Source organism: Runella zeae DSM 19591, from assembly GCF_000423565.1.
Classification (GTDB): Bacteria; Bacteroidota; Bacteroidia; order Cytophagales; family Spirosomataceae; genus Runella; species Runella zeae.
The window spans coordinates 57,466-69,458 of record NZ_AUIF01000038.1 but is presented as its reverse complement, the minus strand read 5'-3'; the positions used below and the strand labels follow the sequence as shown (position 1 = coordinate 69,458).

Here is an 11,993-nt window from a genome sequence, read left to right as displayed (position 1 = left end):
ATGTCATTAACCATGATGAATTTCCTCAACGTATCCCAAATCAGTCATTTAGAAAATACCGTTTTTCCTGCTTATTTTAACACTTGCCGATGGTTTGCGGGCAAAGCACGCGCTCAGGATGGTTTTCATATCCGTCAACAGTTGCCTTTGGGCAATGCGCTCATTCTGATTGTTGAAACCACCTATCATGACGGCCCTTCGGAGTTTTATCAACTGCCATTGAGTCAAGTAAGTGTGGCGATTGAGATACCAGAAAAAGGTGTTCTCGAAAAATCGGAGGAGACCCAATTTATTGATGCCATTTATGATGCACAATTTCGGCACCATATTTTTAGCAATATCTATCGTAACCACACCCTTCCTTCGTCAGAGGAAGCCAATAGCTTGTTTTTTGAGCGCGGGAAAGGGCTATCAGATGCAGACTCTCATGAGGTAGAGAGCAGAGTACTGCCCGTAGATTCGAGCAATTCTGCGATGCTTTTTGACGGCAAATACTTTATGAAGTTATACAGAAAACTATTTGACCAAACCAACCCCGAAGTAGAAATGGTGAGTTTTCTGACCCAACATTCAGATTTCAAACACATTCCGGCCTACGCAGGTAGTGTCACTTGGAAACGCCACGGCCTACCCGACATCACCTTGGGCATGATGCAACAAGCCATCAATACCAACAAAGACAACTGGGCTTTGACGGGCGATTTCCTCAATGACTTTATGTATGGCGTGCCTCAGGGGCTTTTTGGAATCAAAGAAGAGGTGTTTGATGAAGTCGTTTTGCTAGGAAAGCGTACGGGCGAAATGCACAAAGGGCTTTTTGCGCCCGAAGCTTCAGCGGATTTTGCACCTGAGCCTTTTGATGAATTTTATCGGCATTTTTTGGTCAATCGCCTTATCGATTTGCTTGATCGCCGTTATGCATTATTGATTGAAAACTACCAAAAACTCGACGAATCTACGCAACAACTTGCGTGGATATTCATGGAAGCGCGTGAGTTGATTGACGAATTTGCCCATGAAATGCTCACCCGTCCGCTTGAGTCGCTGCGCATCCGCATTCATGGTGATTATCATTTAGGGCAAGTCTTGACCCAAGACGGTGATTTTATTTTGATTGATTTTGAGGGTGAACCCGAAGCAAGCATTGCAGACCGCAAAATCAAACACAGCCCCCTCAAAGACGTCGCGGGGATGATTAGGAGTTATCATTATGCCGTAAGTGCCAAACTCTTTGAAAGTAGAGAAACGCAGGGCATCTCGTCCGAAAAGCTTCAAATTGTATCCGACCGTTGGTATAAGCTCATGCGCGATACCTACATCGAATCTTATTTAGAAACTTTTGGCTGGCCTCATCCGCTTTTTAAAAGTCAAATTGAAATCAACTTTTTGTTGCTCTTTTTCTTGCTCGAAAAAGCCGTTTACGAACTTGGATACGAAATCAGCTACCGACCGTCGTGGGTCAAAATCCCGATGCGCGGTATCGTAGAAGTGATTCGAGAAATCGAAAAATTAAAAGAATCTTCGGTAAGAATTAGCCGATTAGGCGCGGCTCGCAAGTTTTAATCTTTCGGAGAGTTCGCAATTTTGCTATTTTTGCCCCCTGATTAAACAACGTATTTTAATGACCAACATCCAAGCTATCGTTCAAGCCTCTATTGATACCAAAACCCGAGTTTTGGCCGATGAAACCCTCCTCGGTACCGTTGCACAAGTAGCAGAAGCCATGACTACTGCCTTCCAAAACGGTAAAAAAGTCCTTTTTTGTGGTAATGGTGGAAGTGCCGCCGATGCCCAGCACCTCGCTGCTGAGTTTAGTGGGAGATTCTATTACGACCGTCCGCCTTTGTTTTCGGAGGCCCTTCATGTCAATTCTTCTTATGTGACGGCTGTAGGCAACGACTATAGCTATGATGTGATTTATTCGCGCCTTGTACAAGCCATGGGACGCGAAGGCGATGTATTGGTAGGAATCTCGACTTCGGGCAATTCTACCAACGTAGTCAAAGCCTTGGAAGTAGCCAACGAGCTAGGAATGATTACGGTCGCGATGACGGGCGAAACAGGCGGAAAAATGAAAGACGTAAGTAAGTTTTTGATTAATATTCCTTCCAAAGATACCCCCCGTATCCAAGAATGCCATATCTTGCTCGGGCACGTCATGTGTGAGATTGTGGAGGCCAATGTATTTCCGAAATAAAGGGTAAAACCTTCGCCAAAAATGTCAATGAGAATAGAGCAGATAGCGGTTGAGAACTTTAGAACCTTCCGAAATACGTCAATAAAAAATATCCCTAAAATGGCGGTGTTTCTTGGCGCAAACGGTTCTGGGAAATCTACTTTTTTTGACATTTTTGGGTTTTTAAGCGATACACTACAAAGCAATGCGACTATTGCGCTGAACAAAAGAGGTGGTTTTCAGGAAGTTATATCTAGAAATTGTAATATTCACACAGATTTAATAAAATTCGAAATCAAATTCAGGAATCAACACCCTGACAATGAACATACCCCTCTTATCACCTACTCCCTAGAAATAGGCTTTGAAAAAGGGAGGGTGTATATCAACCGTGAAACATTGAAATACCGGAGAGGGCAAAAGGGGAAACCTTGGCACTTCCTAGATTTCAAAAGGGGTATTGGATATGCCATTACGAATGAATCCGAATATGGAATTTTAGGGGTACAAGAAAAGCGAATTGAACAAAAAGTAACAAGTCCTGATATTTTGGCAATCAAAGGATTAGGGCAGTTTGAGCAATTCAAAGCCATAAGCACTTTTCGAGAGCTTCTTGAAAAATGGTACATTTCTAATTTTATGATTGAAAATGGTCGAAAAATTTCCGACACTGGAATTTCAAATCATTTGTCAGTCTCGGGGGATAATTTGGCACAGGTCACCAAATATATCTACGATTATCATCGCGATGTGTTTGCTAGTATCTTAGAAAAACTGCCACGTAGGATACCCGGCATCAACAAAGTAGAAGCTAGAGAAACCGAAGACGGGCGGATTATTTTGCGTTTTCAAGACGAAAACTTTAAAGACCCATTCGTGGCCAGGTATGTTTCTGATGGTACTATCAAAATGTTTGCATATATGATTTTACTTCATGATCCAGAGCCACATCCATTGCTTTGTATTGAAGAACCTGAAAATTTTCTACATCCCGATTTGTTGCTTCAACTCTGTGAAGAAATAAGAGAATATGCCGAAAAAGGAGGGCAAGTATTTGTGTCGACTCACTCTCCCGACTTTGTCAATGGCCTCCATATCGATGAATTGTTTTTTCTTGTTAAAGAAAAAGGAATTACGCATATCAATGCCGCCGCTGACGACTCTGTAGTGGCGGCATTAGCCGAAGACAATCAATTGGGATGGCTTTGGCGAAATCATTACATTAAAGGAGCAAATCTATGACAGTATTACACATTTTTACAGAAGAACCTTCTGCAAAGATTCTATTTGATACTATATTGCCCTCAGTTTTATCCAATCAAAACGTTACATACCGAATTTATCCCCATCAAGGAAAACAAGATTTAGAAAGAGCTTTAAAGACAACTTTGCCGCATATCAGTAAAATTCCTTATTCTAAAATACTTATTACTAGAGATCAGGATAGTTCAGATTGTATTGAGCTAAAACAAAAACTTGAAAGTCTTATTAAAAATACTTGCCAATGTGAATATCGTATCAGAATAGTTTGTAAAGAACTTGAAGCGTGGTTTTTAGGCGACCTCAAAGCAATCCAATTAGCTTTCTCGAGATTTAAACCTGAACAATATCAGTCAAAAGCAGATTTTAAAAATGTGGATGCGATTATTAATCCAAATCATTATCTTTTAAAAATAATTCCAGAATACAAAGGCAAAAGTAATTTACCTAAATTAGAAACAGCCGAACGAATTTCGCCGTTTCTTGATTTAGAACAAAATCAGTCATCAAGTTTCAATCACACCCTAAATGCCATAAAAGAACTATTAAGTATCTTGTAATTTTAAATATCACAACCCGTAAAAATAAATAAATGTCTCTATTACAAAACAAAGTAGCTATCGTTACAGGTGCCTCTCGGGGTATCGGCAAAGCCATTGCTACTCGATTTGCCCAAGAAGGCGCACAAGTAGCTTTTACTTATTTATCAAGTGTAGAAAAAGGCTTGGCCCTTGAAGAAGAGCTACAACAATTTGGCACCAAAGTAAAAGGATATCGATCTGATGCCTCTGATTTCAAGGCCGCCGAAGAACTCATCGCCCAAGTGGTGGCCGACTTTGGCACAGTAGATGTAGTGGTCAACAATGCGGGCATTACGCGCGATGGTTTATTGATGAGAATGACCGAAGAACAATGGGATGAGGTAATTCGCGTTAATCTAAAATCAATCTTTAATTTAACAAAAGCCGTAACGAGGGTGATGATGAAAGCCAAAAGCGGATCAATCATCAATATCACATCCGTAGTAGGACTTACCGGAAATGCCGGACAAGCCAACTACGCAGCCTCCAAAGCGGGTATCATCGGATTTACAAAATCGGTTGCCAAAGAACTAGGCTCGCGCAATATTCGTTCCAATGCCATAGCTCCGGGCTTTATCGAAACCGAAATGACGGGCGAACTCAATGATAAGGCCGTAGAAGAATGGAAACAAAGTATTCCGCTCAAACGCGGTGGTCAGCCCGAAGAAGTAGCCAATTGCGCCGTATTTTTGGCATCAGATTTGTCTAAATATATTACTGGACAAGTATTGCAGGTAGATGGTGGAATGGTAATGTAAACTTATTGACCTTTAACGCTGGACATTGGACAGCCGAAGCGGTATTTGCTCCGTGTGTCCAATGTCTAATGCCATTATAAAAAATGCTCTTAAACGAAATTATCTTTCAGACTTCACCTTGGTACGTAGGGCTTTGCTTGTTATTGGGAGCAGCTTATGCATATTTCCTTTACCAACCCAAACCCATTTGGAGCAAAAACCTCAATATCCTTTTGGCGGTTTTTCGGGGGGCATTGGTAAGTATCATTGCTTTTTTGCTGCTCAATCCTCTCTTGCGAAGTATCCAAACCCTCACCGATAGCCCCAAGGTCGTATTGGCGATTGATAATTCTGAGTCTGTCAAAAATTATGCTCCTAAGTTTTTAGACGCTTTAGATAAACTTCGAGAAACCCTAACCGACGAGGGAATAGAGGTAGCCATCCAAACCCTCAATAGCGAAAATTACCAAGAAGACATCACCAAACTCCCTTTTGACCGTCCCACTACCAATCTTTCGGGCTTATTTAGTGGGGCAAAAAGCAACTACGAAGGACGCAACCTTACTGACGTGATTTTGCTCACTGATGGTATTAGCAACCAAGGTCTTTCACCTACTTATGGACAATACCCTTTTCGAATTCATAGTGTGGGCGTGGGTGATACCCTTCCCAAACGCGACTTGAGCATTAAAGCTATTTCGGCCAATAAAATCGCCTACCTAGGCAATCAATTCCCGATTCAGGCCGACATCGTAGCAAGTGGTTTTCAAGGCCAAACCGCTACCGTGGCTTTACGTCAAAATGGAAATACCATTTCGAGTCAACGAGTAACTTTTGGACAAAAAGAAGATTTTAAACAAGTCACTTTCCAAACTACTTCTACCCAAAAAGGCGTTCAGCACTATGTAATTGAGATTGAGATCCTTAAAGGCGAATTCACGCCTCGCAACAATCGTCGCGATGTGTATATCGACATCATCGATGGCAAAGAAAAAGTGCTTTTACTAGCCCTTGCGACTCACCCCGACATTAAGGCGGTTCGTACGATTTTGGAAAAAAACCTTAATTATGAGGTAGATGTGAAAATATTTGGGCTGAATCCTTCTTCGGAAACCTACCCTGAAAAAAAATACGATCTAATCGTTTTACACCAACTACCCGATTTGTTTAATGTAGGGGGCGATATATTACAGCGCTATCTTCAGCGCGACAATACTCCCGTATTTTTTATTTTAGGAACTCAATCCAATACCTCAAAAACAAGTCAGCTTAATTCAGCCTTGAGCATCAGTGCCAATCCTGGCCAAATCGACAAAGTTTCGGGAAGGTTTAATCCCAATTTTCGATTGTTGAATTTGGACCCCGAAAAACTGACTATTTTAGAAAAAATGCCGCCCCTTACGGTGCCTTTTGGCGAATATCGCCTTATGCCAGGAAGTGAGGTGGTACTGTACCAAAATGTAGGAAACCTCAAAACCAACAAACCTCTTTTGGTGATTAACACAGGGGGAGCTCGCAAATCGGCGGTGTTGGCGGGAGAAGGTATTTGGCAATGGCGCTTAGAAGAATATGCCCTTACCGACAAACAAGAAGCAGTTGACGAATTACTGCAAAAAATCATTCAATTGATTTCGATCAAAGATGACAAACGTAAATTTAGGGTTTACCCACTTGCCAACGAATACAATGTAGGCGACAAAGTGACTTTTGAGACTGAAGTGTACAACGATATTTATGAAAAAACGTACGGGCAAAGTATCCGCCTCGAAATCACCGACGAGCGCGGCAAAGCACAAGCCTATACTTATACCAATGCAGAGGGCAATTCGAGATTTGAGTTAAGTGGGCTTGCCGAAGGAGTGTATCAATACAAAGCCACTACGAGTATTAACAATAAAATCGAAAACGTAACAGGGCAATTTATTGTAAGAGATTTAGCCCTCGAATCGCTCAATCTCACCGCTGATTTTGGACTACTGCGGTCGCTATCGCAGCAGTCGGGAGGGCAGTTTGTGAGAGGAGAGCAAATCGAAAGTTTGAAGGATTATTTAATAAAAAACAAAGCCCCTGATCGCTTAGATAGTACCGAAGACCTCTCTGAGCTGATTCAGAACAAATGGTTGTTTTTCTTACTCTTGCTTTTAGCGACGTTGGAATGGGGAATAAGAAAGTATCAGGGCAGTTATTGACCGTGAGAAATATCCACTATTTTTTTTGTTTTCTTCTGTTTTTTCTAGTTTGTAACAGCAGTATTAAAGCACAATCCGACAGTCTTCCGCCTCCCAATTACCGTGCTTTGCGGTGGATATTGGCCGGAGAATCGTTGGCTTATAGTGCTTCTATTTATGGCTTAAGTCAAGCATGGTACAAACCCCCTTTTACTCGCTTTAGCATCAACGACGACTCCCATGAATGGCTACAGCTCGACAAAGTCGGACATTTTTTTACGGCCTATCAGATTTGTCGTCATACGGCGGCGATTTATAAAAAAACTGGAATCACCAACCGCCAAGCAGCCTTCTATGGCGCATTGTCTGGTTTTTTGTTTTTGACCCCTATCGAAATCCTCGATGGCTTTCAATATCCTACTTACGGGTTTTCGCCAAGCGATATGGTCGCCAATATCGTAGGCCCTTCTTTGTATTTGGCCCAGTATGCCCTTTGGGGAGAAGAGCGTATTCAACCCAAATTCTCTTTTTATCCCACCAATCTCGCCAAAGTCCGCCCCGAACTGCTAGGACGAAACTTCAGTGAGCAGTGGCTCAAAGACTACAACGGCCAAACGTATTGGTTTTCAGTAAATATATCGTCGTTTGCACCAAATACCCGACTACCCAAATGGCTAAGTGTTTCGCTAGGCTATGGCATCCACGACATGGTAGGAGCCAAAATAGAAAAAAGCCAATCACTAGGCTACAATCCATATCGGCAGTTTTATTTGTCGTTGGATGTGGATTTTCGTCGAATTCCGACACGTCACAAGGCCCTGAAGACATTGTTTTTTATGCTCAATACCCTCAAAGTACCCGCCCCCACCCTTGAATTTAATCAAAGACAAGGCTGGAAAGGTCATTGGTTGTATTTCTAAAAAGTCAACAATTTTTAGCTCCTTGCTGCTTTGAAAGATTTGTACCAATTTTTCAATCATTTTTCACCGCTGTCCGACAATACGTGGAGAGCGGTGAAACCTTTATTTGAAGAAACATCCCGCAAAAAAGGGGCTTTTTTTCTGCAAGAAGGGCAAATAGCTACCCAAATTGGTTTTCTCCGAAAAGGGGTAGTTCGGGCTTTTTATCGGACAAGTGAGGGGATAGAATACAACAAACATTTTTTCGTTACACCTTCTTTTATAGGGGGTTATGCTTCTCTTATCACCCACAAACCTACCACTATTGTATTACAAGCGCTGACAGATTGTGAAGTATTGACAAGCGATTTTCGGCAACTCACCGCTCTATACGACAATCATGCCGACTTGGAGCGAATCGCCCGCAAACTTGCAGAAGCTTATTTTGTACAAAAAGAAGAAAGAGAAATAGACCTTGTATTGCTAGATGCGGAAAAGCGATACGAAATTTTCCAAAATCAATATCCGGGCTTAGAACAAATGATTCCTCAATATCACATTGCTTCTTACTTGGGAGTCAGCCCCACCCAACTAAGTCGTATTCGTAAAAAAATATCGGGTAGATGATTTCTTTACCTATGTAAATGCTTTTAGCGACGCAGGTTGATAGTTTTGTGATGATATCATAACTCACCCAAAATCAATCTCTTATGCAAACCCACGGCAACACAATCTTACTCACAGGTGGTACTTCGGGTATCGGTCTTGAGCTTCTTACTCGTTTTTATGAATTAGACAATATCATCATTGTAGCGGCCCGCAACCAAACTCAACTAGAAGAAACCAAACAACGTTTTCCCAAAATCGAAACCATTGTATGCGATTTAGCATCGGAACGTTCTGTTCAGCAACTCATTGATTACTGTAGTGGGCAATATCCTTCGCTCAACCTGATGATCAACAACGCCGCCGTTCAGTATAATTATTCCTTTGTCACCGAAAAGATAGGGTATGACAAAATCGCTTCTGAAATCCATACCAATTTTACGAGTGTATTTCAGTTGATTGATGGGCTTTTGCCATTGTTGCTTAAACAGCCTACGGCGGCGATTGTCAATGTATCTTCGGGTTTAGCCTTTGCACCCAAAAAATCGGCGCCGATTTATTGTGCGACCAAGGCCGCAATTCATATCGGTACCAAAGCGCTTCGGTATCAGCTTGAAGAGACTTCGGTTAAGGTTTTTGAAATCATTCCGGCCTTGGTCGAAACGCCCATGACCGCAGGGAGAGGCAAAGGAAAAATAACGCCACAACAACTAGTGGAGGAGTTTATGAAAAGCTTCCAAAAAGACCAGTTCGAAATCAATATAGGCAAAACGAAACTGCTACGATTCTTGCAAAGAATCGCCCCATCAATAGCCGATAAAATATTAAAGAATGGCTAGAGCAGTTTTTTCAACGCCATAATGTACCCAAAATGAATTCCTTCATGAAATAGTATATATTGGAGCGCGTCGTCGATGCTAGCCATTTCACCATAACGAATGGATGAAACTGGGTAATTGTCAAAAACGCCATTGGCATAATCTACTTTGAGCGTATCAAGAGTAGTCAACATCATATCCTTGATTTTTTCAATTTCGTAGGCATCTACCAACCCTTCAGGTTTAGTACCAGGCTTATAAAGAGGCATATATCTTTCGTCAATGACGACTGATTGCCCTGCCCTTACATAACAAAGTGACTGCTGCGCCACTACAAGATGTGCCAAATTCCAGATAACATTGTTGTTGAATCCTTTCGGAATTTCATTGAGTTGTTCGGGAGACAGATCACTAATTTGATTCAATAGAAAACGACGTACATTGCCAATTTTTTCAATAATAGCTATCATAAGGTGTATGTTGAATATATGGGTTTGTTAGGTTTTAGAAAGATAAAAGAGATTTTCCCACAAAAGTTCAAATCTAACCAAAATGAAAGGATTATGAGCAATGTTGGTAGCCACTAAAATTAGTCTTATCAATAAGCAACTAAAGCTTTTTACTAAAAAAGCTTATCGCCTACCGCTTGAAGTATATAGCTAATTAGTGCGCTTTTTTTGTTTCTATTCAAAGAAAAAACATAACTTTACCCAAACAACAAATCTTTAACCAATCCATGATTCAGACCAGAATTGTTCCTCGTACGCCCTCGGCCTACGACCCGCCATTGATTATAAAAATGCTTTTTGAGCAAGTAACTAGGTACAATCCGCAGAGAGAGATTGTTTATCGTGATTTGTATCGAATGGATTACCTTACTTTCGATAAACGTGTGCGTCAACTGGCCAATGTACTTACCGAAGCAGGGGTAAAAGCCGGTGACACCGTAGCCGTCATGGACTGGGATAGTCACCGTTATTTGGAGTGTTTTTTTGCGATTCCGTGCCTTGGAGCAGTACTTCATACCATCAATGTACGTCTCTCTCCGGCTCAGATTCTTTATACCATGAATCACGCCGAAGATAGATTCGTGATAGTACACGAAGATTTTTTCCCGATTGTGGAAGCAGTAAAAGATCAATTGACCACTGTTGAGAAGTTTATTGTGGTGAGCGACAAAGTGTACCAAAACCCGGATGCTTCACTTACACCTACTTCTTTTGCGACGATTGGCGAATACGAAAACTTGCTTTCAAAAGCATCAGGTCAATATGATTTTCCTGATTTTGACGAAAATAGCCTAGCTACTACTTTCTATACCACTGGTACAACGGGCAATCCAAAAGGTGTGTATTTTTCGCACCGTCAGTTGGTGATGCACACCTTCTGCCTGATGTCGTATTTTCCTGGTTATCGGGCTTTACCGCTTGATAACCGTGATGTATATATGCCGATTACACCTTTGTTTCACGTACATGGTTGGGGATTCCCGTTGTTGGCTACGATGCTCAATTTCAAGCAAGTATTTCCGGGAAGATACGAACCCGAGATGCTGCTGAAACTTTTGCTCAAAGAAAAAGTAACTTTCTCACACTGTGTACCCACGATTTTGACCATGCTTGTCAACAGCCCTGTGGCCAAGCAAGTCGATTTGAGTCAATGGAAAGTCTTGATTGGAGGTTCAGCTCTCACCAAAGGGCTTGCCAAAGCTGCTTTAGAATTAGGTATCAATATCACCCAAGGCTACGGTATGTCCGAAACAGCCCCTATCATGTCGGTGGTGCACCTTAACGATGAACAGCTTCAATTGAGTATTGAGGAGCAATTGCCTTTCAGAACCAAAGCGGGGAAAGTGGCCCCCTTTGTAGAATTAAGAATCATGGATGATGAAGGCAATTTTCTGCCTCATGACGGCGAAGCCGTAGGCGAGTTGGTAGCTCGTGGCCCCTGGATGACCCAAGGGTATTTCAAAGACGTAGTTGCATCCGAAACCCTTTGGAGCCAAGGATGGCTACATACTGGAGATGTGGCTTCGATCGGCCCCGACTATTACGTAACGATTTCGGACCGCGTAAAAGATGTCATCAAAACAGGGGGCGAGTGGGTATCGTCGCTTGATATTGAAAATCTTTTGTCACAAATAGAAGGGGTAGCAGAGTCGGCGGTGATTGGTTTTGCGGATGCAAAATGGGGCGAGCGTCCACACGCCATCGTCGTTATCAAACCAGACTATGCCGACAAAGTAACGCCTGAGACTATCAAAGCAAACTTGCAAGCCAAAGTAGAGGCGGGCGAAATCAACAAATGGTATGTGCCTGACCACATCAAACTTGTAACAGAGATTCCCAAAACTTCAGTCGGAAAGATTGACAAAAAACGCATTCGAGCCGAAATGAAAGAAATGATTTTGGGATAAAGAAGAAACGGCATGTTCACTGTAAAGCCTATTCATAACGAAGAAGAATATAAAACTGCTTTTAAAGAGCTTGATAAGGTTTGGGACGCAAAGCCCAATACGCCTGAAGGAGTATCGGAAGTTTTAAACCGAAAAAGAAATCTCACCCTAAAAATGATTAAAAATCTATATCACGGGCTGGGAATTCCTGCAAATGTTTTACTTTCTGTTTAATATTCATTCTGGCAGCCACTGATTGGCTGCCATTTTTTCTACGTAGGCATCAATCTGAGCCTTAAGCTTACTGGATGCTTTAGAAAAATCAGGCATACCATCCGTGAGCTTAGGCAGCA

General features: G+C 41.9%; 12 protein-coding genes. 11 read left to right on the top strand and 1 reads right to left on the bottom strand.

All coding sequences use genetic code 11. The features are described from left to right. The 9 genes from G563_RS0111930 to G563_RS0111890 all read left to right on the top strand — a co-directional run bounded on the left by G563_RS0111930 (position 1) and on the right by G563_RS0111890 (position 9,266). Positions 1–1,563 carry a maltokinase N-terminal cap-like domain-containing protein gene (locus G563_RS0111930; RefSeq protein ID WP_229598495.1) on the top strand — a complete coding sequence of 521 codons (1,563 nt, stop codon included), beginning with the start codon at positions 1–3 and terminating at the stop codon, positions 1,561–1,563. A 58-nt stretch (positions 1,564–1,621) separates the two neighbouring features. Then, complete coding sequence (locus tag G563_RS0111925) at positions 1,622–2,197, top strand: D-sedoheptulose-7-phosphate isomerase (RefSeq protein WP_028665512.1); 576 nt, start codon at positions 1,622–1,624, stop codon at positions 2,195–2,197. Positions 2,198–2,218: 21 nt separating this feature from the next. After that, complete coding sequence (locus G563_RS0111920; protein WP_229598494.1) at positions 2,219–3,418, top strand: AAA family ATPase; 1,200 nt, start codon at positions 2,219–2,221, stop codon at positions 3,416–3,418. After that, the gene (locus tag G563_RS0111915) at positions 3,415–3,996 is read left to right on the top strand and encodes a DUF4276 family protein (protein WP_028665510.1); all 582 of its coding nucleotides are present in this window, start codon (positions 3,415–3,417) and stop codon (positions 3,994–3,996) included. The genes G563_RS0111920 and G563_RS0111915 overlap by 4 nt, the downstream gene beginning before the upstream one ends. Before the next feature lie 32 nt (positions 3,997–4,028). Next, positions 4,029–4,775: a 3-oxoacyl-[acyl-carrier-protein] reductase gene (gene fabG, locus G563_RS0111910; protein ID WP_028665509.1), complete on the top strand. Its 747-nt coding sequence runs from the start codon at positions 4,029–4,031 to the stop codon at positions 4,773–4,775. A gap of 83 nt (positions 4,776–4,858) precedes the next feature. Then, positions 4,859–6,943, top strand: a complete 2,085-nt coding sequence (locus G563_RS0111905; RefSeq protein ID WP_028665508.1) for a vWA domain-containing protein — start codon at positions 4,859–4,861, stop codon at positions 6,941–6,943. After that, positions 6,910–7,842, top strand: a complete 933-nt coding sequence (locus tag G563_RS0111900; RefSeq protein WP_037326623.1) for a DUF2279 domain-containing protein — start codon at positions 6,910–6,912, stop codon at positions 7,840–7,842. The genes G563_RS0111905 and G563_RS0111900 overlap by 34 nt, the downstream gene beginning before the upstream one ends. Positions 7,843–7,935: 93 nt before the next feature. Beyond that, positions 7,936–8,448 carry a Crp/Fnr family transcriptional regulator gene (locus G563_RS0111895; protein ID WP_229598493.1) on the top strand — a complete coding sequence of 171 codons (513 nt, stop codon included), beginning with the start codon at positions 7,936–7,938 and terminating at the stop codon, positions 8,446–8,448. A gap of 83 nt (positions 8,449–8,531) precedes the next feature. Continuing rightward, a complete protein-coding gene (locus G563_RS0111890) occupies positions 8,532–9,266 on the top strand; it encodes an SDR family oxidoreductase (RefSeq protein ID WP_028665505.1) in 735 nt (244 codons plus the stop codon). Here G563_RS0111890 and G563_RS0111885 read toward each other — a convergent pair. Then, on the bottom strand, positions 9,263–9,715 hold the full coding sequence (locus G563_RS0111885; protein ID WP_028665504.1) for a DinB family protein: 453 nt from the start codon (positions 9,713–9,715) through the stop codon (positions 9,263–9,265). The two genes, G563_RS0111890 and G563_RS0111885, sit on opposite strands and share 4 nt — an antisense overlap. Positions 9,716–9,981: 266 nt before the next feature. On the opposite strand from G563_RS0111885, the gene G563_RS0111880 reads away from it, so the two are divergent. Both G563_RS0111880 and G563_RS34520 read left to right on the top strand, forming a co-directional pair. Beyond that, entirely contained in the window at positions 9,982–11,661 is a 1,680-nt protein-coding gene (locus G563_RS0111880) for a fatty acid--CoA ligase (RefSeq protein WP_028665503.1), read from the top strand. 12 nt (positions 11,662–11,673) lie between these two features. Then, positions 11,674–11,874 (top strand): hypothetical protein, encoded by a 201-nt coding sequence (locus G563_RS34520; RefSeq protein ID WP_037326621.1) that lies wholly within the window; start codon positions 11,674–11,676, stop codon positions 11,872–11,874. The last annotated feature ends 119 nt before the right edge of the window (positions 11,875–11,993 follow it).

Coding starts and splice junctions, on each gene's coding strand:
- G563_RS0111885 (WP_028665504.1), bottom strand. CDS start 9,715: ATGATAGCTATTATTGAAAAAATTGGCAATGTACGTCGTTTTCTATTG.
- G563_RS34520 (WP_037326621.1), top strand. CDS start 11,674: ATGTTCACTGTAAAGCCTATTCATAACGAAGAAGAATATAAAACTGCT.
- G563_RS0111920 (WP_229598494.1), top strand. CDS start 2,219: ATGTCAATGAGAATAGAGCAGATAGCGGTTGAGAACTTTAGAACCTTC.
- G563_RS0111880 (WP_028665503.1), top strand. CDS start 9,982: ATGATTCAGACCAGAATTGTTCCTCGTACGCCCTCGGCCTACGACCCG.
- G563_RS0111925 (WP_028665512.1), top strand. CDS start 1,622: ATGACCAACATCCAAGCTATCGTTCAAGCCTCTATTGATACCAAAACC.
- G563_RS0111930 (WP_229598495.1), top strand. CDS start 1: ATGTCATTAACCATGATGAATTTCCTCAACGTATCCCAAATCAGTCAT.
- G563_RS0111915 (WP_028665510.1), top strand. CDS start 3,415: ATGACAGTATTACACATTTTTACAGAAGAACCTTCTGCAAAGATTCTA.
- G563_RS0111905 (WP_028665508.1), top strand. CDS start 4,859: ATGCTCTTAAACGAAATTATCTTTCAGACTTCACCTTGGTACGTAGGG.
- fabG (WP_028665509.1), top strand. CDS start 4,029: ATGTCTCTATTACAAAACAAAGTAGCTATCGTTACAGGTGCCTCTCGG.
- G563_RS0111890 (WP_028665505.1), top strand. CDS start 8,532: ATGCAAACCCACGGCAACACAATCTTACTCACAGGTGGTACTTCGGGT.
- G563_RS0111900 (WP_037326623.1), top strand. CDS start 6,910: ATGGGGAATAAGAAAGTATCAGGGCAGTTATTGACCGTGAGAAATATC.